Source organism: Nitrospirota bacterium (assembly GCA_035873375.1).
GTDB lineage: Bacteria > Nitrospirota > Thermodesulfovibrionia > Thermodesulfovibrionales > JdFR-85 > BMS3Bbin07.
Genome location: JAYWMQ010000016.1, coordinates 26,763 through 50,655, shown reverse-complemented (window position 1 = coordinate 50,655; position 23,893 = coordinate 26,763). Strand labels below are relative to the sequence as shown.

The 23,893-nt window shown below is 47.9% G+C and carries 18 protein-coding genes; 15 read left to right on the top strand and 3 right to left on the bottom strand.

Going from position 1 to position 23,893, the window contains the following annotated elements:
* From VST71_04210 to VST71_04140, 15 genes are all read left to right on the top strand, one after another.
* Window positions 1–189, top strand: a 189-nt coding sequence (locus tag VST71_04210; protein ID MEC4684922.1) for a hypothetical protein, incomplete at its 5' end; no start/stop codon positions are given.
* A 14-nt stretch (window positions 190–203) separates the two neighbouring features.
* The gene (locus tag VST71_04205; protein MEC4684921.1) at window positions 204–470 is read left to right on the top strand and encodes a hypothetical protein; all 267 of its coding nucleotides are present in this window, start codon (window positions 204–206) and stop codon (window positions 468–470) included.
* Window positions 471–513: 43 nt separating this feature from the next.
* Entirely contained in the window at window positions 514–1,245 is a 732-nt protein-coding gene (locus VST71_04200; GenBank protein MEC4684920.1) for a Crp/Fnr family transcriptional regulator, read from the top strand.
* Window positions 1,246–1,413: 168 nt separating this feature from the next.
* On the top strand, window positions 1,414–1,932 hold the full coding sequence (locus tag VST71_04195; GenBank protein MEC4684919.1) for a general stress protein: 519 nt from the start codon (window positions 1,414–1,416) through the stop codon (window positions 1,930–1,932).
* An 84-nt stretch (window positions 1,933–2,016) separates the two neighbouring features.
* Window positions 2,017–2,979, top strand: coding sequence for a YfdX family protein (locus tag VST71_04190; protein MEC4684918.1), 963 nt, complete (start codon window positions 2,017–2,019; stop codon window positions 2,977–2,979).
* Window positions 2,980–3,300: 321 nt separating this feature from the next.
* Window positions 3,301–4,656, top strand: a complete 1,356-nt coding sequence (locus VST71_04185) for an APC family permease (GenBank protein MEC4684917.1) — start codon at window positions 3,301–3,303, stop codon at window positions 4,654–4,656.
* Window positions 4,616–7,219, top strand: coding sequence for a plasma-membrane proton-efflux P-type ATPase (locus VST71_04180; protein MEC4684916.1), 2,604 nt, complete (start codon window positions 4,616–4,618; stop codon window positions 7,217–7,219). The genes VST71_04185 and VST71_04180 overlap by 41 nt, the downstream gene beginning before the upstream one ends.
* Window positions 7,220–7,454: 235 nt before the next feature.
* Window positions 7,455–10,061 (top strand): plasma-membrane proton-efflux P-type ATPase, encoded by a 2,607-nt coding sequence (locus VST71_04175; GenBank protein MEC4684915.1) that lies wholly within the window; start codon window positions 7,455–7,457, stop codon window positions 10,059–10,061.
* 63 nt (window positions 10,062–10,124) lie between these two features.
* Window positions 10,125–11,159, top strand: a complete 1,035-nt coding sequence (locus VST71_04170) for an NAD(P)H-dependent glycerol-3-phosphate dehydrogenase (protein MEC4684914.1) — start codon at window positions 10,125–10,127, stop codon at window positions 11,157–11,159.
* A 252-nt stretch (window positions 11,160–11,411) separates the two neighbouring features.
* Complete coding sequence (glpK, locus tag VST71_04165; protein MEC4684913.1) at window positions 11,412–12,884, top strand: glycerol kinase GlpK; 1,473 nt, start codon at window positions 11,412–11,414, stop codon at window positions 12,882–12,884.
* Window positions 12,885–12,931: 47 nt separating this feature from the next.
* Window positions 12,932–15,082, top strand: coding sequence for an alpha-glucan family phosphorylase (gene glgP, locus VST71_04160; protein ID MEC4684912.1), 2,151 nt, complete (start codon window positions 12,932–12,934; stop codon window positions 15,080–15,082).
* 45 nt (window positions 15,083–15,127) lie between these two features.
* Complete coding sequence (locus VST71_04155; protein ID MEC4684911.1) at window positions 15,128–16,087, top strand: magnesium transporter CorA family protein; 960 nt, start codon at window positions 15,128–15,130, stop codon at window positions 16,085–16,087.
* Window positions 16,088–16,385: 298 nt separating this feature from the next.
* Window positions 16,386–17,258 (top strand): metal ABC transporter substrate-binding protein, encoded by an 873-nt coding sequence (locus tag VST71_04150; GenBank protein MEC4684910.1) that lies wholly within the window; start codon window positions 16,386–16,388, stop codon window positions 17,256–17,258.
* Complete coding sequence (locus VST71_04145) at window positions 17,255–18,058, top strand: metal ABC transporter ATP-binding protein (protein ID MEC4684909.1); 804 nt, start codon at window positions 17,255–17,257, stop codon at window positions 18,056–18,058. Before VST71_04150 ends, VST71_04145 begins: the two co-directional genes overlap by 4 nt.
* Entirely contained in the window at window positions 18,051–18,896 is an 846-nt protein-coding gene (locus VST71_04140; GenBank protein MEC4684908.1) for a metal ABC transporter permease, read from the top strand. Before VST71_04145 ends, VST71_04140 begins: the two co-directional genes overlap by 8 nt.
* Window positions 18,897–18,909: 13 nt before the next feature.
* Here the strand turns inward: VST71_04140 and VST71_04135 are convergent, their stop codons facing one another.
* The 3 genes from VST71_04135 to VST71_04125 form a co-directional block, all read right to left on the bottom strand.
* On the bottom strand, window positions 18,910–21,585 hold the full coding sequence (locus VST71_04135) for a cation-transporting P-type ATPase (protein MEC4684907.1): 2,676 nt from the start codon (window positions 21,583–21,585) through the stop codon (window positions 18,910–18,912).
* Window positions 21,575–22,414 carry a universal stress protein gene (locus VST71_04130; GenBank protein ID MEC4684906.1) on the bottom strand — a complete coding sequence of 280 codons (840 nt, stop codon included), beginning with the start codon at window positions 22,412–22,414 and terminating at the stop codon, window positions 21,575–21,577. The genes VST71_04135 and VST71_04130 overlap by 11 nt, the downstream gene beginning before the upstream one ends.
* 84 nt (window positions 22,415–22,498) lie before the next feature.
* Window positions 22,499–23,887 carry a bifunctional DedA family/phosphatase PAP2 family protein gene (locus tag VST71_04125; protein ID MEC4684905.1) on the bottom strand — a complete coding sequence of 463 codons (1,389 nt, stop codon included), beginning with the start codon at window positions 23,885–23,887 and terminating at the stop codon, window positions 22,499–22,501.
* Between the last annotated feature and the right edge of the window lie 6 nt (window positions 23,888–23,893).

Genomic DNA, 23,893 nt, shown 5'->3' with positions numbered 1-23,893 from the left:
TTTAGGTTTTATGATGGGACTGATCGAGGCATTCATACTATTAAATCAGCGCTTCGAGAGATTAACAGGCAAAAATGTAATTCGTCAATGGATAAGATGGGGCTCTATGCAACTCATAGAAAAACCTCGCTTGTTTTAGGGTTAGTTCCATCCAATCCCGGGTCTTCAGAGGATACTTGCACCTGCTGAGTGTGCGAAAAAGAATGCCATCATTTCACCCCGCCGGCACAAGGGATGCACTCTATATTGACAAGAGGTTATTGACCATTGTGAGAAAGTACAGGGGCAAGGCAGTGCTGGTGGTAATAAATGTGAGTAACGATATTATCTTTCTGCCTGAATATCAAGGAAGTTTCGACCTGATCAGTTGCAGGGAATTTGATGGAAAAGTATCACCGTACGGCGTATTTTTTTTAACAACAAACACAAAAGATTTCTCGGAAACCGGCCCCACCAATAAGGATATCTAAGCAGGTCCGTCAATGGCCTGTTAGAAGAAAAGGAGATTCACACATGAAGCCTGATTCACCATTTTATGACCATACACTGAAGGAGCTGAGACAATCGGAGTTATTCGGCAGGCTTGATCAAGCCGTTGTTCAGGAGATGCTGCTGTCATTTCAGCGGGAGACCTGGCCGAAAAAATCGACTGTAATGCACCCGGAGCAGACCATCAGGAGATTCTATGTCATTATTTCAGGCAGGGTAAAAATGACAAGGGTCAACCCTGACACGGGAAAAGAGTTCACCATATTTCTTCTCGGGTCTGGAGATGGGTTTGACGTGGTCTCCCTTCTTGATGGAAAGAAGCACAATGTATCGGTGATTGCCATGGATGACATTGAGGTCCTCACTGCCCCCTTTGATACCATCCACAGCTGGATCGAAGGGCATCCTGCTTTTAACAGGGAATTTCTTCCTTACATCGGTAAACTGATCCGGCAACTCACAAATCTTGCCTCTGATCTGGCACTCCACGATACAGGCACCAGGTTAGTGAAACTCTTCCTTCAGCATACAGTTCCGGGGAATCCTCATCCCCGGTTGAGGCTGATACACGATCTATCCAATGAAGACCTGGCCAGCATGATTGGATCAGTCCGTGCAGTTGTCAACAGGTATCTGCAAAAACTCCGGGAAGAAGGAACCATTATCGCCCGAAGAGGCAGTTTAGAGATAAAGGACCTGCACGCACTGGTGGAAAAAGCAGAATCCCGCCTGGGATTAAAGACTGCAAAAAAATAAGACTCCATTATACAGCTTCCCTTCCCCTGTTTTAGCCTTTTTATCTCCAGCCCGGGGTAAAGCATATCTTTTGTGTAACTTAAGTAGCAGAAAGAGTCTGGCATAAGGGGGTATCATTTTAATCAGTTGGTCAGAAGACCAGTAATAGAACATTCAAGGAGGCGAAAGATGTCTGAAACACAAAATTCAGTGGTATCTATTTTCAACACCCACACTGAGGCAGAAGAGGCGGTAAGGGAATTACAGAGGTCCGGGTTTGATATGAAGAAACTGTCCATTGTCGGCAAGGACTATCACGCTGAAGAACATGTGGTAGGTTATTACAATACGGGAGACCGTGTTAAGTACTGGGGCAAACTGGGGGCGTTCTGGGGAGGATTATGGGGACTCCTGTTCGGATCTGCATTCTTCTTCATTCCAGGTATCGGGCCTGTCGTTGCAGGTGGTCCCCTGGTAGCATGGATTGTAAGCGCCCTTGAAAGTGCTGTGATGCTGGGCGGGCTTAGCGCCCTTGGAGCAGCATTATTCAGCATCGGGATTCCGAAGGACAGTATCCTTAAATATGAGAAATCTCTCAAAGCCAACAAGTTCCTGCTGATAGCTCACGGTACAAATGAAGAGGTCGAACATGCCCGCAAAATTTTAGAGGCAACAGGCGCAATAGAGACAGCGGTTCACCATGGCTGACTACTGCCGGAATGACAGATAGGAAAAAAGCTGATATTTAGAAGACCCGGTTGAAGCCGGAGAACATAAAAGGAGGAATTCAACATGCAAAAGAGAATCCTGGTATTTCTGGCAGCAGGCATCTTAATGTTAGGTCCGATAACCTCAGGCACTGTATTCGCACAGGTTATCCATGAAAAGGTCACGGTCAGTCCGACCAGAACCCTTACCGCCGGTGAGGAATCGATCATCTCATCCTCAGCGGTCAAGGTCTTGCGGCATATTGCCCAGGCCAGGGCGGATATCCACGAAAAGGACCTGAGTCATGCCAGGGCAGAGCTGAAACAGGCCCTGACCCTGATTGATATCATAAGGGCAACACTACCGACAGCTAAGGTAAAAGACCACATCTGGGTGGCAAAAAAGCATCTCTCCTATGAAGATACGGAGGCCGTTGTCCCGGACCTGGTCCCGATCTATGCCTCTCTGGATGAAATCGCAGATATTGTTCCGGTGAGTAAGGCCAGGGAACATATAAACAGGGTCAGGGCGCATCTGAAGAGGGGAAACAAAAAAGGTGCTAAAGAGGAGCTTGAACTGGCTGATGAGTCCTTAATCTATAGCGAGGTTGACCTGCCGGTCTCTTATACTGAAACGCATATTATAGATGCCCAGGGCTTTCTGGCCAAAAATGAGCCCAAAAAGGCAGACGAGGAATTAAAGGCAGCTGAGGATGGGGTGCAGTTCGTGGCTATTGACATTAACACCCCGTTAACAAAGGCAAAGAAGAGTCTATGGAAAGCCAGCAGGGACTATCTGGCCGGAGACCTGTCTGCCACCAAAAAAGATCTGCAAGAGGCAAAGGCATCTTTAGGGAAAGCAACCAAAAATGCAGATGCAAAAACCAAAGTAAAAGTAAGCAAACTTCTGAAAGATGTTGAGGCCATTGAGAAGGAGGCGGATAAGGGTGCAAAGGCAGTCGGCAAGGACCTGAAAGGTCTCTATGAGCGGGCTAAAGCCCTCACACTGGAGACCATGAACCTGTTTGAGGCTGGAGGAACACACTGATACCAGGACAGCTATATGGGTGAGGACAGGGACAGGGACAGGGACAGGGATACAGAAATTTCTCTCGTTTTTGACAGACATCCTGTCTGTCTCCCTCCCTGTCCTTTTCCAACAGTCGCCAGGTTTTCTACCGAAGATCCCGGGAGATAATTAAAGTGTTGTATTGTTGCCTCTCCGGAGATATAATATTCATATCTCCTGCTTGGGGGTAAAGATTGAAGCAAAGGATTCCCGGTTATGTATTGCAGTAGCTGTTTTGATGGTGAAAGCCCCGGGACATGAGATTCCGACATACCAAGGTTGCACATTTAATAGCCCTTGATGAATAAAACCGCAAAAACAGAAAAACTCGGTCTCAAGGAGCTCATAGCCATGGGCGTGGGGGGCATGGTGGGGGGCGGTATATTTTCCGTCCTTGGCCTCTCTGTGGCATTGGCCGGTCACGCAGCCCCTATCGCCTTCATCATTGGTGGCATAATCGCCTCTTTAACCGGTTATTCATACACTAAACTCGGTCTGACGTTTCGTTCGGATGGCGGCAGTTTTACGTATCTGGAACGCGCGTTCAGCCAAAGAAACGTTGCCGGAATCGGAGGCTGGATGCTTGTGGCGGGTTATATCGGGACAATGGCCCTTTACGCGTTTACATTCGGGGTTTATGGAGCGGCAATGTTCGGTGCAAAGGCGCATCTTCAAGCCATGCACCACCTGCTGCAATCCCTGATCCTTCTTCTCTTCATGGGAATCAATCTCTACGGTATCAAGGCCGCAGGAGAGAGCGAGGACCTGATAGTTATGGTCAAGGTGCTGATTCTCTCCCTCTTTGCATTTGCCGGTCTCTTCTATATCAGGGTGGATCACCTTGTGCCGGTTTTCAACATGGGCGGCAGAGGGGTGCTGATGGGTGCAGCCCTCGTATTTGTGGCCTATGAGGGGTTCGAGTTAATCCCGAATGCGGTAAATGAAATGAAGGACCCCGGCAGGGACCTTGGCAGGGGGATTCTGATATCCATCGGCGTTACCATTGCCATTTATATCCTTGTTTCCCTGGTTGCAGTGGGCAACCTGTTGCCCGCAGAGATCAGCAAATATAAGGAGTATGCCCTTGCCGTGGCGGCAAAACCATTCCTGGGCAAAGCGGGCTTTATGTTGATAGGGCTGGGGGCACTGCTCTCCACCGCATCCGCCATAAATGCCACCATGTTTGGGACTGCACGCCTTGCAATGGTGATGGCACAGGACTCCGACCTTCCGAGGGTTTTCTCACACAGGGAACGGAGAAACAATATCCCCTATGTGAGCCTTATATTTCTCACTGTGCTGACACTGCTCTTTGTGAATACAACCGACCTGACAATCATATCATCATTTGCCAGCTCCACCTTTCTGCTGCTCTTTGCGGCAATCAACCTGTCAGCCGTCAGACTCCGGAAGAGGATTGGTATAAACATGGTTACACCCCTTTCAGGCCTTATCCTGTCACTCTTGTCATGGCTGGTCCTGTGCGTTTATCTTTACAGGTCATATTCGAAGGGCCTGGTATGGATAGGTACAATTTATCTGTGTGTAGTAGTGGCGGAATTGTTCTTCAGTGAACGAAGATTGTTCTTTAAACAGAAGCTCGAAGGAGGTAAGGATGGCAAAGACCGAGGATTACGAAAAGTTATCAGTAGATGAAACGATTAAAGCACTACAGACAGACAAAGAGAGGGGACTATCATCAGAGGAGGCCAGAAAGAGATTAGAGCAATACGGCTACAATGAAATCCCGGAAAAAGAGGAATCTACATTTCACAGGGTCTTCAGGCGCTTCTGGGGACCTATTCCCGCGATGATCGAAGTTGCGGCCCTGCTCTCTGCAGTAGTCCGCAGGTGGGAGGATTTCACAATAATAATGATTCTGCTTCTAACCAATGCATTCATAGACTTATGGCAGGAGTCAAAGGCATTAAATGCCTTAAAGGTATTAAAGGAAAAACTGGCAAAGCAGGCGCTTGTTTTGCGGGACGGAAAGTTTCAGACAATAGAGGCCAAGGAGTTGGTCCCCGGAGACATCATAAAGGTAAGAATCGGGGACCTGGTCCCGGCAGATGTAAAACTCGTAGAGGGGGATTATCTGCAGGCCGACCAGTCGGCACTGACAGGTGAGTCATTACCCGTCAGCAAAAAAGTCGGGGATGTCGCATATTCCAATTCCATAATAAAACAGGGAGAGATGTTATCAGTAGTTACCAACACGGCACTGAATACCTTTTTCGGTAAAACCGTTGCACTTGTGGCAAGGGCCCAGAGAGAAGAGAAAAGTCATTTTCAGAAAGCCGTTGTCCATATAGGAAATTATCTGATTATCATCACCATATTCCTCGCCGCAATTATCCTGATCACTGCCTTGTTCAGACATGAAAATATGATCGAGATACTGAGGTTTACCCTTATCCTGACGGTCGCCGCAATTCCCGTTGCACTGCCTGCGGTGCTCTCCGTGACAATGGCTGTCGGGGCTATGAGCCTGGCAAAGAAACAGGCTATTGTAAGCCGCCTCGTCTCCATAGAAGAACTCGCCGGAGTTGATGTCCTCTGTTCCGACAAGACGGGAACATTAACCCAGAACAGGATGACGGTCTCTGATCCGGTCACCTTTTACGGGCATAGCGTTGAGGAATTAATGCTTTATGCAGCACTTGCTTCAAGTGAAGAGAATAAGGACCCGATAGAGATGCCTATTTTTGAGTACCTGAAAAAAACAGGAAAGCTGAAAGAGTTAAAACAGTATCAGCAGCTGAAGTTTACACCATTTGATCCTGTAAGCAAAAGAACAGAGGCGACTGTAAAGTCAGGGGACAAGACGTTTATAGTTACCAAGGGGGCTTCCCAGGTAATACTTGAGTTATGCGGAGATCAGGTTGACAAGCAGGATATACTGGAAAAGGTGGAGGATTTTGCAGAGAAGGGGTTCAGAACACTGGGGATTGCAATAAAGCAGCCGGACGACAAACATTATGAATTTATAGGCCTGCTTCCGCTTTTTGATCCACCACGGGAAGACTCAAAAGAGACGATAGAAGAGGCAAAGAAACTCGGGTTAAACATCAAGATGGTTACGGGAGATAATGTAGCCATTGCAAAACATATAGCAAATATCCTTGGGGTTGGCGAAAACATTCTGGATGCCAGAGACCTTAAGGGAGCAAACAATAAGGAACTTATCGTGTTGGGGCAGATAATTGCAAAATCGGTATATAAAAGGTTGTCTCCGGGCGCCACGGAAGAGGATGCACAGAGGGTTGCAGCCGGGATTGTAAAGGATCTGGAAAAAGAGTTTGCAACCATGGAGCTGCCAAAGGGCTACGTGAAGAGGCATGAGTCGGAGATTATAGAGGTGATAGAGGATGCCGATGGCTTTGCCCAGGTCTTTCCTGAGGATAAATACCTTATCGTTGACAAGCTTCAGAAGGCCGGGCATATCGTTGGAATGACGGGTGACGGCGTCAATGACGCACCTGCATTAAAGAAGGCGGATGCCGGTATCGCAGTCTCAGGGGCAACGGATGCCGCGCGGGCGGCAGCGGATCTTGTGTTGCTGGCACCGGGATTGTCCGTAATCATTGATGCCATAAAGGGGGCAAGGGTCACATTTGAGAGGATGAAGAGTTACAGTCTCTACAGGATAGCCGAGACAATCAGGGTAATCCTCTTTATGACGGCGTCGATCGTTATATTCAATTTCTACCCGGTTACCGCAATCATGATTATTATCCTGGCCTTTCTGAATGACCTGCCAATACTGGCTATTGCATATGACCGAACCAAGGTGGATGCTGAACCCGTCAAATGGAATATGGCGGAAGTGATGAGTATATCCACCATGCTCGGCATTCTGGGTGTCATTGCAAGCTTTGGAATCTTCTATATTGCCGAAGAGTATATGCACCTTTCTGCCCCTGTTGTACAGAGTTTTATATTTCTAAAACTGGCAGTGGCCGGACATCTGACGATATTTATAACACGGACAGAGGACCGTTTCTGGCGGAGACCATACCCTGCCCCCATACTGCTCTGGGCAGCTATCCTGACAAAAATTCTCGCAACCCTCTTTGTGGTATACGGATGGTTTGTTGCCCCTATAGGCTGGAAATATGCCTTGATAGTTTGGGGGTATGCCATTGCCTGGTTTGTTATTAACGACTTTGTCAAGGTCTGGGCATATAAGTTATTGCGAAAGGACAAGATTATTGCCTGAAACAAGTGAGTTATGAACCGGTATCCACCTTTCAGATTATGCAGAGCAAAGGTTGATGAGGGTTCCGGATTCCGGATAAACAGCTTAACAGGAGGGATGAGGAATGGAAGGGAGATGGAAACAAAGAGAGCGGGGTTGACAGGAAAGATGGAGAAGGATTGTGGCTTAAGGGTTATACACCTATCCACCGTCAGGAGACAAAGGAGCTCCTCGACGTCCTTATAAGGAGGTTGTTATGCCAAAAACCACAGATGATTACAAAAAGCTCTCTATCGAAAATACGCTGAAGGAACTGCAGACCGACAGGAACAGGGGGTTGTCGGAAGGGGAGGCCCAGGAGAGACTTGCCCGATACGGACTGAACGAGATACCCGAGAAGGAAGAATCCACTCTCCGGAGGATTTTAAAGAGGTTTTGGGGACCCATTCCGTGGATGATAGAGGTTGCAGCCATTCTTTCCGCACTGGTTCAGAAGTGGGAAGACTTTGTAATAATAATGATCATGCTCTTTGTCAATGCCGGACTGGACTTCTATCAGGAATCAAAAGCCATAAGTGCATTAAAGACCCTGAAGGAAAAACTTGCCAAAAAGGCGATAGTTCTCAGGGACGGAAGGTTTAAAGAGACTGACGCAAAGTATCTCGTCCCCGGAGACGTCATAAAGCTTAAGCTTGGAGATATCATTCCATCGGATGCAAAACTCCTGGAAGGCGATTATTTATTGGTCGACCAGTCAGCCCTTACAGGAGAATCCCTGCCTGTTGAGAAAAAGGCAGAAGATGTCGTCTATTCAAACTCCATAGTCAAGCAGGGCGAGATGCTTGCACTCGTTGTAAACACAGGTCTTAACACTTACTTCGGTAAAACCGTGGCACTCGTTGCAAAGGCAGAGAGGGAAGAAAAAAGCCATTATCAAAAACTCGTCATAAGCATAGGTGATTACCTCATTGCGATTACACTTCTCCTCACTATAGTGATAGTGTACGCAGGGATACACAGAGGGGAGACCCTGATTGAACTCCTGAGGTTCGCACTTGTCCTCGCTGTTGCCTCAATCCCTGTTGCCCTTCCAGCGGTGCTGTCTGTGACAATGGCAGTCGGTGCAGTAAGCCTTGCCAGAAAACGGGCAATAGTCAGCAGACTCGTTGCCATAGAAGAGCTCTCAGGGGTCGATATCCTGTGTGCGGATAAGACCGGGACACTAACCAAAAACGAGCTCCTGGTGGAAAACCCCGTAATTTTTGACGGGTTTACGGAACGGGATCTGGTACTGTATGCCGAGCTTGCGTCAAGGGAAGAAAATAAGGATCCCATTGATATGGCAATTTTCAGCTACGGGCAGAAAATGGGGTATAAAGATATAACCGAAAACTATCAGCAGATTAAATTTATCCCCTTTGACCCGGTAAGGAAACGGACAGAGGCAGCGATAAAGTCAGATATCAGGACCTTTACTGTAGTAAAAGGAGCGGTTCAGGTAATTCTTGAACTCTGCGGTAATGGCGTTGACAGGAAAAAAGTGGAAGAGATCGTTGAGGACTTTGCAGAAGAAGGTTTCAGGACGATTGCAGTTGCCATAAAAGAGGAAGATGAGAAGTATTTCAGACTTGTAGGGATAATACCCCTCTTTGACCCACCGCGTGATGACTCAAAATCAGTGATTGACAGTACGAGAAAGCTTGGTGTTGATGTCAAGATGATCACTGGAGACAACATCGCCATAGCCAGGCAGATAGCAAGGCTTCTCGGGATTGGAGACAGGATATGCAGTGCCGTGGCATTGAGAAGTGCAAGTTACAGGGAGACGGTCCTTTTAGGAGAGGTGCTCGCGAGGGCGATTTACAAAAAACTTCAGCCTGACATGACGGAAACCGAGGCCGAAAAGTTTGCAAAGGCTGTTATTCAGGAACTTGAAAAAGAATTCAAGAATATAGAGATCCCGGAAGGGTATATCAAAAAGCATGAGTCGGAAATTATTGATTTAATAGAGCACTCACATGGTTTTGCAGAGGTGTATCCTGAAGACAAATACATAATCGTGGAAAAGCTGCAGAAGGGCGGACATATGGTTGCAATGACAGGAGACGGGGTAAATGATGCGCCTGCCCTTAAAAAGGCTGACTGCGGCATTGCAGTTTCAGGGGCCACGGATGCGGCAAGGGCTGCCGCAGATGTTATCCTGACCGCACCGGGCCTGTCAGTTATAGAGCACGGTATAGAGCTTTCCAGGGTTATCTTTGGAAGGATGAAGAGTTATACAATATACAGGATTGCTGAAACCATAAGGGTAATCCTCTTCATGTCACTGGCCATTCTGATGTTTAACTTTTATCCGGTGACCGCAATAATGATTATCCTCCTTGCCCTGCTGAACGACATACCGATACTGACACTTGCCTATGACAATGCAAGTGTGCAAAAAAAACCCACAAAATGGAATCTGCAGGAAATACTCACAGTCTCTACTGTCCTCGGGATAGCAGGTGTCCTGTCGTCTTTCCTGCTATTCTTTATTCTTGAAAAATACCTCCACTTCTCCCGTGAGCTTATACAGTCGCTGATATTCCTGAAACTCCTTGTTGCCGGACACCTGACTATATTTCTTACAAGGACTCCCGGGGGCTTTTTCTGGCAGAAACCGTATCCATCCGCCCTTTTGCTCTGGGCAAGCTTTTCCACAAAGGTTATAGGTACAATCTTTGCCGCTTACGGATGGTTCATCACACCCATTGGCTGGAAATACGCCATATATATCTGGATTTATGCCATTGTATGGTTTATTTTTAATGACTTTGTGAAGGTGGGGGTCTATAAATTCCTGAGAAAGGAAAGGATCGTTTAATATAAACCTTGCCTGAGCAGAGAATCGGCAAGATGAACTATAATTCGTCAGGGAGGCAGGATTGTGAAAACAGGCTTTGTAGGATTAGGGAATATGGGGACTGCAATGGCAGACCTTATTGCCTCTAATGGACATAAAGTAACCGGGTGGGAACATGACGGGGGCGTTGTAGATGAAATAAACCGCAAACATCTGAATTCCAAATTCCTGCCAGGGGTAGAACTCAACCCCAATCTTACGGCAACAGGAGAATTGAATAATGTATTTGAGGAATGTGAAGTTGTCTTTATTGCCATTCCGTCTGTCTTCATAAAAAAGACCCTTACTTCCGTTAAAGACAAGGTTACTGAAAAAACCATACTGGTAAATCTGGCCAAAGGGCTTGACAGGCATACAGGCCTTACATCATTTCAGACTATTGCCTCGTTATTCCCCGCCAATAGAATAATGATGCTCTCCGGCCCATCGATTGCCAATGAATTTTCAAGAAAGATGCCGACAGTAGTTGTACTTGCAGGGAAGAGCAGGGAAGACTTATCCATTGTCTCGCGTATTCTGGACAATAAATACTTCAGAACGCGGTTCTCCGATGACGGAATCGGCGTGGAGCTGGGAGGAATTTTAAAAAACATTTATGCCATTGGTCTGGGGATGTTTGACGGAAAGAATATACGCAGCGTTAACTTCAGGTCAGCATACCTGACGATTGCATTAGAGGAAATGGCAAAAACAGGAAGACGTCTCGGGGCAAGAAAGGAGACATTCTTCTATCTTTCAGGGATGGGGGATCTGCTTGCAACCTCTTTAAGCGAACACAGTCATAACAGAAGAATGGGCGAGTTGCTGGCCAGGGGATTAAGTCTCGAGGAAATAAAGAATCAGATGGGCATCCTGCCCGAGGGATATAATGCCCTGCAAAGCATCCTGTATATTGCCGAGAAGTTTCATGTCTCCACTCCGCTGTCCAGGAGTCTGTGGGATGTGATTAACGGGAGATATGAAGTTGAAAAGTTTATTTACTTATTCATAAAAGATTTCTTTGAGGAAGAACCGGTAGATGAAGATAATACGACAACAACAACCCGGAAATCTGGATAGATGGTTATTGGAAGCAACATGACAGAGTCTTCACTCATTCTCGTCCCGAAATACTTCGGGGCTCCGAGGCAGTTTTATCCTGCAATAAATGCGGATAAACCTGAAAACCGTTCAGACTCTGTCATGTCGCTTCCTTCCTTTAATTGAGGTTTTTTACTGCTGTATCCGGATAGCGGTTTGTTGTGCTGGATTTGCTCCATCGTTATATAAGGGATTACGTATTTAATGCCGAGGTAATATACGGGAGGAAAGATGAAGGTTGTTTTGGCAATTGATCTTGGAACCACAGGAAACAGGGTTATCGCATTCTCTGAAGATGGAGCAATTGTTGCAAAATCCTATTACGAATTTCCCCAGATATTCCCGCAACCGGGATGGGTGGAGCATAATCCGTTTGATATATTGAACACCACAAAAAAGGCCCTGAAAGACGTTATATCGTCGGTAGGGATTGACAGTGTGGTCTCCATAGGGATAACCAACCAGAGAGAGACAACCATCTTGTGGGACAGGAAAACCGGAAAGCCCGTCTATAATGCAATTGTCTGGCAGTGCAGGAGGACAAAAGAGATATGCGACCAATTAGCTGAACATTCACACATTATAAGGGAAAAGACAGGACTTCCCCTTGACCCGTACTTCTCAGCAACAAAGATTAAATGGATTATTGAAAATATCGGAGGGGTTAAAGAGCAGATCGAAGAAGGAAATATACTTTTTGGGACAGTTGACAGCTGGATTCTGTGGAACTTGACGGGTAGAAAAATTCATGCAACCGAGCCGGGTAATGCCTCCCGCACACTCTGCTACAATATACGCACACTGGGTTATGACGACGAATTACTCGGAATATTCAGCTTGCCGGGAAGTATATTCCCTGAGGTCAAGGAGAGCGGAGGGCATTTTGGAAATACGGACAGGACAATTACAGGCAAAGAGATCCCGATAACCGGCATATTAGGGGATCAGCAGGCCTCCCTTTTTGCCCAGGGAGGCTGGGAAGAGAAGGTGGTAAAAAACACCTATGGGACCGGTCTCTTTTTGATGACATCGACCGGCAAGGATCTGCCTGGCTCCGGAAGGCTGTTAAACACAATAGCCTGGAGGATAGACGGTGAAGTCAACTATGCAATGGAGGGAAGTATTTTTGTAGGGGGCTCATGCATCCAGTGGTTAAGAGACGGGTTAAAGATCATCAAATCATCCGCTGATACGGAATCCATGTCTGAATCACTCGGGTCCAACGAGGGGGTATATTTTGTGCCGGCCCTGACAGGCCTGGGCGCACCATACTGGGATCCAACCGCCAGGGGAATGATAATCGGGATTACAAGGGGGACGGGACGGGAACATTTCGCCAGGGCAGCCCTGGAGGCAATTGCCTACCAGACAAGGGATGTAATTGAAGAGATGGAGAGGACAACAGGAATGAATTTTAAAAAAGTACGGGTAGACGGTGGGGCTACCCAAAACAACTTCCTCATGCAGTTCCAGGCAGATATTCTTAATACGGTTATAGAGAGACCTCGGCTGATCGAGACAACAGCCTTCGGTGCCGCGGGTATCTCGGGAATTGCAGCAGGATTCTGGAGCAGGGAAGAGTTTCTTAATGCAAGAAAGGTTGACAGGATATTTACCCCGAAGATGGATAAGGTTAAGGGAGATATTTATTACTCACAATGGAAGGAGGCAGTAAAAAGGGCAATGAACTGGGTTGAGGGTTAAGCTTCAATTGAAAATGCAAAATCTCCAAAAAATCTATAGGAGCATTTATGATTACTACTACAGAAAGCAAAGAAAGATTCCCTGGTATTCCGGAGAGAATCAGCGGGCTGGGTGAGCTGGCTTACAACCTCTGGTGGAGCTGGCACCCTGAGGCCAGGATGTTATTCAAGATGCTTAACCGTGCTGCGTGGAAGGTGAGCATACATAATCCGGTAAAGATGCTTCACGATCTGGAGGGTGAAGTCCTTGATGCTGCTTCAAAAGACCCAAAGTTTCTGAGACATTATGATGCCGTAATGGCAAGGTTCAAGGCCGAGATGAATACCTCATCAGGTTGGTTCTACTCTAATATCACTGACCCCGGGATGTTCCCGGTTGCATATTTTTCTGCTGAATACGGACTTCACCACTCGCTTCCCTTTTATGCCGGAGGACTCGGTTTCCTTGCAGGGGATTTTCTGAAGGAATGCAGTGACCTTGGGGTCCCTGTAGTAGCTATGGGATTTATGTATCCCGAGGGGTATTTACGGCAGAGGATAAGGCCGGACGGATGGCAGGAAAGCGAGAGTGAGACCCTCGACAGGGAGAATGCACCGATACGGCGTGTTCTTGATGATAAAGGAGAACATCTGACAGTAAAGGTTCCTTTTATTGAACCGCCAATCTATGTGGAGGTATGGAAGGTTCAGGTGGGAAGGGTCTCACTGTATCTGATGGATACGGACATTGAGATGAACGATCCCTGGAGCCGCGGGATTTCAGCCCGCCTGTATATCGGTAGTCCGGAACTGCGGCTGAAGCAGGAGGTTGTCCTTGGGATTGGCGGGGCAGAAGTGCTGAGCGTTCTCGGAATAAAACACTCAGTTCTTCATCTGAACGAAGGTCACCCTGCCTTTGCCATTCTTGAACGCATCAGGGAAAGGGTGGCATCAGGAATGACCTTTGATGAAGCCTCCGGGCAGGTAAGGGCTACCACGGTATTCACTACTCATACGCCCGTACCGGCAGGTCATGACGTCTTCCCGTTTTCACTGATGGAAAAATACTTTCATAGTTACTGGCCCTCCCTTGGCCTGGATAGCGAGGCCTTCATGAAACTCGGAACAAACCCTGCCGATCCGGCTGCCGGGTTTAACATGACGGCATTTGCCATGAGAATGTCGGGGTACCGTAATGCCGTCAGCAAAAAACACGGGGAGGTTACACGCAGGATGTGGCAGCCGCTATGGCCTGACCTGCCTGAAGAGAGCATACCTATAGAGTCCATAACAAACGGTATTCACATACCCACATGGATTGAGCCGAGGATTCAGCTTTTACTGAACAAATTTGTGGATATGGACTGGCTGAACAAGCACGATGTTGCGGAGACGTGGAGGTTGGTAGAGGATATCAGCGATGAGGAGATATGGAAGACACACTTCTGGGTCAAAATGAAATTAATAATAAGGATGAGAGAGAGGGTAAGAGAGCGGTGGCTTTACGAAAATGCGGATCCGCGAATTGTACTTGCATCAGGAGTGCTGCTTGACCCGAATGCCCTGACCCTCGGGTTTTCCCGCAGATTTGCAACATATAAAAGGGCTACCTTGATTTTACACAACCTTGAAAGACTTAAGAGAATGCTTAATGATCGTTGGAGACCTGTACAGATTATCTTTGCCGGAAAGGCCCACCCTGATGACGACCCCGGAAAGCAGCTTCTGCAGCAGGTTTTTAACGCTGCAAAGGACCCATCCTTTGGGGGCCGCATAGCCTTTGTGGAGGACTATGATGAGCAACTGGCCCAGTATCTTGTGCACGGGGTTGACGTATGGCTGAACAACCCCATGCCGCCACTTGAGGCATGCGGAACCAGCGGAATGAAGGCATCACTGAACGGAGTTCCAAATCTCAGCATACTCGACGGCTGGTGGGTAGAGGGGTTTAACGGCAAAAACGGCTGGGCCTTTGGTGATGAGGATACACCGGACAAGGATACGGCTGATTCCGAAGCCATATATAACATTCTTGAAAACCAGGTGATTCCACTTTATTATAATGTGGGAGATGACGGAATTCCTCATGAATGGGTCAGGGTTATGAAAGAGGCAATGATAAGCACTGCTCCACGCTTCAGTGCCCGCAGAATGACAAAGGAATACGTAACGAAATTCTATCAGAACGCTCTGAAATCAGCTGTAAAAGGGGATTTTTGAACGTTGAGTCAGGAGATTGGCCTGACGTTTTGAAGAGGTATCCGGATGGAACTTGATACTTTCATGTTAAACAAAAACCGGTATCTGGAGTCTTCCTCTGTTGAGGAGTTCTTTGCCTCCCGTACAGAAGGCAGGCCCTTCTGGATTGACATAACGGAATCCGACGAGACAGCCCTGAAGGACTTCCTGTCTCCACTGCAATTGCATCCGCTAATCCTGGAGACATGCCTTGACTCCTCTGCCGGTACCCGAATCGCACCCTATGATCAGGCACTCTTCATCAAGCTGCCCACACAGCCCCGGTGGGACAGGCCTGACCAGTCTTTTCTCACAATCATCTGTCTGCCCCACGCCATTGTCACCATTCACAAGTTGCCCATTCCTGCCCTGAAGAGCATCGCAAAGGAATTCTCAACTGCTGTGCGATTTCATACTCAAAGCACATCCGCCATTATATATCAGATCCTTGACCGGTTAATTGATGAGGACATGGCATATGCACTGGAGGCACGCCGCGAAATTGACTCACTCGAAGAGGCCATTGACAGGGATGAGGAAGTCGACATAGACAAGGTACTGACATTAAAACGGCGGGTTTCCCGCCTATCAATTACCTTTGAGGAGCAACATCATTGTGTTACAACATTGCAAACAATAGAATCTGAGTTCTTTGATATTAAAGACTTCCGCGAATATTACCGCGATTCCCTGGCCAACCTGGAATACGCCATCCGCTCTGTCAATCGACAACAGGCACACCTCTCGGAACTCCGCCAGCACTATGTAGTTACGCTGCAGGACAGGACGAACAAGCGCCTCAGACTCCTCACCCTTATCTCTGCTGTTTTTATGCCGCTGACGCTAATAGCCGGCATTTACGGCATGAACTTCCGGTACATGCCGGAACTAAAATGGCACTACGGCTACCCTGCTGTGCTCGCAATTATGCTTGCCATAGCCGGAGGGTTGCTCTGGATATTCCATCGCAGGGGATGGTTCAGGTGAGCCAACACAGTAATGCCTTCCCGAAAGCCTGTTTGTATTAGTTTTTGCTGCAATATTGCAGGAAGGTCAGTTTTTGCTCTAACCCCTTGATTTATGATATATTTCAGACATGATCAGATTCGAGAAACTGCCGGAAGATATAATGGAACGAATACCTCCTCTCAAGGATTTCGAACACTACAAGAAAGCAATTCTAAATACAATTAAACAATGACCAGGTCTGCACTTATAAAGTTTGACCAATTCTTAAGCATCAGACCTGACCTTGCACCACCTGAATTTTGGCAGGAATAAAAAAGTGCTAAAGACAATATCCCTTGTTGTCGTGTTTCTTCTGCTCATTTTCAACATCTCCCTTGCGCAGGAGAGGAGAGACAGATTAAACGTTGTGGTCACAATCCCGGTACTTGCTGATTTTGCACGTAATATCGGTGGAAACCTCGTCTCTGTCAAATCCATTATCACAGGCCTTGAAAATCCCCATACCTATGAGCCCAGGGGCAGCGATGTTAAGGCCATTGCCAGGGCGGACCTCTTTGTCCGGGTGGGATTGGGGCTTGAGACCTGGGCGGATAAACTGGTGAGAAACGCCGGCAACTCCCGGCTCATTCAGGTGAGTGCATCACGCAGTTGCAATGTAATCAATAACAATCCCCATGTCTGGATGGATATTGAGAATGCAAGACAGATGGTTCTTGCTATAATGGAGGGAATGGTCCGTGCCGATCCTTCCCATGCCGATCTCTATCGCAGAAATGCCGGTCTTTATATTGATCGGTTATTAGCGCTGGATAAAAGAATAAAAAAACCCCTCTCCACGCTTTCAGGTGAGGCAGTGGTAACCGCGGTTCCGGCTTTCACATATTTCCTTAAACGCTATGGCATTGAAGAGGCGGCAACCATAATCAGTGTGCCGGGAAAGGAGCCATCCGGCCGTCATCTTCGCACGGTTATAACCTTGATGCGTAAAAGGGGAATCAGGATAATCCTTACGGTACCACAGTTCCCGCCAAGGATTCCGAATATGGTGGCTGAAGAGACAGGGGCTGTGGTAGTGGTAGCCACACAGCTTCCCGGTTCCTTGCCGGGGACTGACACCTATATTGAAATGCTGCAGGAGGATGTCCGGAGAATACTGAAAGCCATTGGGGGGAGTGGGCAGCCGGAATGAAAAACAACCGACAAATCAACGGAAAAAGAGATGAACGCATTGTTTTTGACAACGTAACGTTGGGGTACATAGAAAAACCTGTGCTGCGCGATATCAGTCTGGATATATTCAGAGGTGAATCCATAGGCATAATCGGCCCGAATGGCTGCGGCAAGACCACGCTTCTGAAATCACTGGTCGGCTTGATAAAACCTCTTGGGGGGAGCATCAAAATATTTGGACAGCCGGTAATGACGGCCCGCAGGCAGATAGGATACGTCCCCCAAAGGGAAACACTGGACATATCCTATCCAGCCACGGTCTTTGATATGGTCATCATGGGCAGGTATGCCAAAATAGGACTTTTCAGGCGGCCTAAAGACCTGGACCGTAAACGGACTGAACAGGCCATAGCCGATGTAGGGCTGACAGAGCTTATGCATGTCCCCATAGCCCACCTCTCAGGCGGGCAACGCCAACGCGTTTTGATTGCACGGGCACTGTCTGCCGACCCGGAGGTCCTGCTCCTTGACGAGCCCACGGCTGCTGTTGATGTAAGAGCGCAGCGGGAAATTGTGGCCCTCTTAAAAACACTGCACAAGGAGCGGAATCTGACCATTTTCCTGGTAACCCACGATGTAAATCTTGTCTATTCCATGGTAGACCGGATAATATTCATGGCAGACGGAGAGGTCTTAATCGGAACTCCGGAGGAGATGCTGACCCAGGAGAAACTCCAGCGTATCTATAACGCCAATGTAATTGTAACCGAAGCGGCCGGCCGGGTATACGTTATTGTAGGGGATGTTCACCATGGATAATGCCTTCTCTCAGGTGATATCCGACTTCTTTGCCTTTGCATTTATGCAGAGGGCGCTCCTGGCTGCCATCCTGATCGGAATACTCTGCTCTGTAATAGGTGTGTTTGTAGTGGTAAAAGGGTTCTCTTTTATAGGTGCCGGGATTGCCCATGCATCTTTTGCCGGGGTAACACTCGGTTTTCTGCTTGGAATCCATCCATTGCTCCTCGCCCTCCTCTTCAGTCTCCTGATGGTATTCTTTGTCGGCTGGGCAACAGATCGCGGTGAGCTGAAACTCGATATATCCGTTGGCATCTTCTTTGCTTTTACCATGGCCCTGGCCATCCTATTTATAGGCCTGATGAAGCAGTATCAGGCCGGCGTCTACGGATATCTCTTCGGGGACATTCTTTCCGTCACCCCTGCTGACCTGTGGTTGATCCTGGGTATATCTGTTTTTGTCCTGACAGTCGTTGCATTGCTTTATAAAGAGCTGCAGTTTATCACGTTTGATCAGGAGATGGCAGAAGCCAGCGGACTGCCGGTTACGTTCCTGTACTACATGCTATTGGTTCTCATAGCCATGACCGTGGTGGTCTCACTGAAGGCCGTTGGGGTTATACTTGTATTTGCACTGATTGTTACCCCGGCAGCGGCAGCCTATCAGCTTGTTCACAGATTGACGCCCATGATCTTTATCTCTGCTGCAATCGGCACAGGGGGTTCCATTGTTGGCCTGATCCTCTCCTATATCTGGGATGTGCCGTCCGGAGCCACCATTGTCTCTTTACTGACCCTGATCTTCTTTATCTCCCTGTGGTGGTCGCCAAAGAGGAGACATTGCAGGTGTGAGGAGTGAAAGTGGGGATTTATCAGGGAGAGGAAGTTCTGTGTATGCCTGCCCGGAAAAACTTCCTTAACTCCTCTGCTGCAAAGAGAATAAATGCAAAAGGTATCAGGACAAGCCAGACCTTTAGCGGGATGGGATATGTTGAGAATATCCTGTTCCCCAATGGATGATAAACAATAAAGAGCTGAAACAGGAGCTCAAATGCTATGCCAACAAATATCAATTTGTTGGAGAAAAAACCGATACTGAATACCGATTCTCTGAAAGAGCGGCATGCAAAGACATTGGCAACCTGAGTGACTACTATGGCTGTAAGGCATGCAGTTGTTGCCTGCATATATAGAGGATTGCCTGCTGCAAGCGTCTCTCCCCACGTCCACCCGCCCGTATTCAGGACATAGAAGAATCCGAACATGGCTGCCGCTGCCTCTATGGGTCCGAGAAAAAGGTATGCCCGGCTCAAGAGCTTGAGATTCAGGAGCCTCTCACGCGGTGACCTGGGAGGTTGTTTCATGAGCTCTTTTGTGGGCTTCTCTGCCCCAAGGGCAAGGGCGGGAAGCATGTCGGTTCCGAGATCAACTGCAAGTATCTGCATAATGGTAAGGGGCAGCGGAATCCTGAAGAGTACATAGGCAAGATACGGTACAATCTCGGGGATGTTTGACGAAAATATATAACTCATAAACTTTCTTATGTTCTCATACACTGCCCTGCCTTCCTCTATGGCGTTCACTATGGAGGCAAAATTATCATCCAGCAGGATCATGTCTGCCGATTCCTTTGCCACATCAGTTCCTGCAATGCCCATTGCAATACCGATATCAGCCTTTTTCAGGGCAGGTGCATCATTAACGCCGTCCCCTGTCACTGCAACCCTTTCACCCCCTTCTTTAAGTATGGAAACGACCCTCATCTTGTATTTCGGCGTCATTCTTGCAAATATTATCTCTCTGCCTGAAAGCCTCTCCCTGAGCTCCCTGTCTTTCATCCTTTCAAATTCATGTCCCTCTATCACCACAGGATTTTCCCTTACAAGTCCTATCTCCCTTGCGATGGCAACAGCAGTCCTGCTCCCGTCACCTGTAATCATTATCACCCTTATTCCTGCCTCACGGCATCTTCTTATTGCTTCAGGGACCTCTGGTCTCGGAGGATCCTCAATACCGATCAGGCCTGCAAAGACAAGGTCTTTCTCTATCTCCGCAGGGTTAAGAGTCGAGGCCCCACTGTCTTTTAACTCCCTGTATGCAAAAGAGAGGACCCGAAGGCCATTGCCGGTCAGTGAATGATAAGCATCCTCTGCCATCTTCCTCAGGTGCTCATCCATCTCCACCTCTTCACCATTCAACAGCATGTGGCTGCACAAGGGAAGCACGCTTTCCAGGGCACCCTTTGTCAGGGCAAGTTCTTTCCCCTCGATTACATTCACGGTGGTCATCCTCTTTCTCTCGGAATCAAACGGTACCTCAAATATCCTCTCTCCTTTGAGGTCACCCACCCTTTCCCTTACAGCTTTTAAGAGGGCGACCTCGGTAGGGTCTCCGCTGTATTGGCCATCGCTGTGTTTATCATCAATAAATCTTGCATTGTTACAGAGGCCTGCAATCGTGGCGAGAAGAGCCGATTTCTTCAGGTCCTCCATTCCGTGAATCTCTCCGTCAGACCAGAAGTTTTTTGCCTCCATCAAGTTCCGGGTAAGTGTGCCGGTCTTGTCAGTGCATATGACCGTTACGGAGCCGAGTGTTTCTACAGAGGTGAGGGTCTTTATCAATGCCTTCTTCCTTGCCATCCTTTGACTTCCCATTGCAAGGGAGAGGGTTACCGTGGGAAGCAGCCCCTCAGGCACATTTGCCACGATTATGCCTATGGCAAAGATGAAGTTCTCCCAAAAACTCCTGCCTATAAACTGTCCCACCATAAAGAAGAAGATGCCCATTATTGTTGCAAAGACTGCAATAATCCTTGTTACCCTGACAATCTCCTGCTGCAGCGGACTCAAGCCTGTCTCCACACCACTTGTCAGATGGGCTATACGGCCGAACTCCGTCCTCATGCCCGTTGCAAAGACAACACCCTTTCCAGTGCCGCTTACCACCGTGGTTCCGGCAAAGGCAATATTTCTGCTTTCGATCAGGTCACCCACATAGGGGTTGTGATCAAGGGGCACGGGTTCGGACTCACCTGTCAGGGGGGCATTGTTCACCATCAGGTAATTACTGTCAATAAGCCTTGCATCTGCGGGAACCCTGTCCCCTTCTGAAAGGATTATCACGTCTCCCACTACCACATCTCTTGCGGGTATCTCCTTCTCCATGCCCGTCCTTATTACCTTCACATAAAAAGGAAGGAGCTGCTTTAAAACTTCTATGGATTTTTCAGCCCTGTACTCCTGTACGAATGTAAAGACTGCATTGACAAATATGACACCAACTATTGCAAGCCCGAGTGTCAGCATCCCTTCTCCCGGGTGCAGATACTCTGATAAAAAGGCAAGCCCTGCCCCTATCCACAGAAGGATGGCAAGGAAATGGGTGAACTGCCTGAGAAACCTCACCAGTAAAGGAGTCCTTTTTACCTCCCGGATCTCGTTTGGTCCAAACTCCTCAAATCGTTTTTTTGCCTCTTCTTCGGTAAGGCCCCCTTCCGAGGTGACAAGCGTGTGAAGGACTTCCTCTCTTGCGAGATTATTAATCTTCATGTCGCGGTTTAAGGATTATGAGATTACATGGGGTCTCCCTGAGCACGTCTTCCACGGGATTCCCTTTCAGAATGGAGGCCAGAAGACTCCGCTCGCTGGCCCCCATTATTATAAGGTCGTGCCTCTTTGAAGCAGCCTCAATTGTTATGCTTCTCAATGCAGCCCCGGATGAAAGCCTCCCCTCAAGCTCTATCCTGTATTTTCCGATATGCTCCATAAAATCCGATATATCCCCGGGCAACCCTGCCTTTCTCTGGACAGGGGTGAGGGGAATCTCACCATGAAAAAACCTTACTATCGGCTCCGTGCAATGGAATACAGACACTTTTGAATTGAAGGCCTCTGCCATCTTTGCAGTAAAAAAGACCCTCTCTTTCATACGATTAATCCTTGCCTTAAGCGGGACGAGTATCTTGTGCGGATGAATCTTTCCCATGTGAACCACCCTTACGAGTGCTACTGAACACGGAAGCCTCAAGGAGAGCCTCCGGGCAATGGTACCGGCATAAAACCTCTTCTCAACATCCTCCCGCCTCGTAGATGCAAAAACCAGGTTGATTCCCTCATGCCTGACAATCCTGTCAATCTCTCTTACCGGATCGCCAACACCTGTGATACTCTCCACCTGAACACCCAGATTCCTTGCCTCTGCAAACAATCTCTTCATAGCCTTCCCGGCCTTATCAATGCCTGATTGCGGCATACCACTGTCTGCGATAAAAGAGATATAAAACTTTGCCCTGCAGGCCCTGGCAAGGTGCAATGCATACCTTGCAGAGACTTCCGAATTCAGGTGTTCATTGACTGCTGAGAGGATTTTTTTATACATATCCATATCCCGGGACGAGAATGAGTGAAGGGTTTATCATGTCACTCCTTAAAGCCTCTTACTTCTGGATTAGGTTATCAGGCTTCACCCGCCCCTCCTGACAGAAACCTTTTTCCTGTACACCTCAAGCCCCGTTATACAGATGCTTAGCCAGAACATCCCCCCGGCATAACCCGCAAGCACATCGCTCAGGTAATGAACCTGGAGATATATCCTGCTGAGGCCTATCATAAAGATCACAAACCCTGCTGCCATCACCATGAATACACGCAACTTCCATGACCTCATATCCCGGATTATAAAGTATGTAATCATTCCATATAATATCACAGATATCATGGCATGACCACTCGGAAAGCTCCACCCACCTATACTTATAAGTGAGGTTTCAGAGATTGGCCTTATCCTGTGAATCGCCCTTTTCAATACAGTAACAAGGAACCCTCCGCCAAGTATTGCCATGATATAGGTGACAAGATAATCAAACCGTCTTCTTAATACCAGATAACTTCCCACAACAAGACTGCCGATCATTATTGCTATAACCCCGCCAAGCTGTGTAAATAAAATCATAAAACGGCTTACCCCAGGGGTTCTGAAATAAAGCACATGGGTAAGGACCCAGGTGTCAACCGCCACAAAAGGGTCACCGGTGAGTATATCCTCGGTTATCCCTCCGAATACCCATACAAAGACCGCACTTATTACAAGTCCCACGGTAAGATGAAGCCCCAGATAACTCTCCGGCGAGAGCCTCTCCCGGACAAACAAGACGAGCTCAGGATGACGCTCCACAAATCCCCTGATCCGCGGGTCTGAAATAAAAACCCTGTATTTATCCATGACCCATCCGCAAATCTCTGCGTGTCTTCTGACCACGGTTTTATACAGATAACCAAACCCACCGGCTACCAGCAGAATAAAGAGGACAAAAACACCTGCCCTGCCTGACCACTTCTCGATTAACTGCCAGCTCTGACCAAAGAAATACCCAAGCAGTGTAAAGCTGATTGACCATAAAATACCGCCTGAGACATTATAAATGAGGAATCTTCTGTAAGGCATCTTTGCCATACCGGCTACAAAGGGTGCCAGTGCACGGAGAAACCCTACAAACCTGCCGAAAAAGATTGTCTTGCCGCCATGTTTTTCAAAATACCTGTCCACTTTCCGGATATGCTTTTCCTTGAGGAGGAGCAGCCTCTTGTGCCTTTCAAAATAGCCCCTTCCAACTGCCTTGCCCAGGCTGTACCCCACACTGTCACCAAGCACGGCACCGAGGGCGATTACCCACAGACAGTTCCAGAGGTCAAAATATCCCTGCGAGGCAAGCACCCCTGCCAGAATAACCACGCTCTCACCAGGCACAAGCAGTCCCAGGAAGGCTGAGCTTTCAAGGAAGGCAGCAAGGAAGATTATCAGGTAGCCCCAGTTGCCGAGAAGGCCTATCGTATCGAAGAGTTTTTCAATCATGCCCAA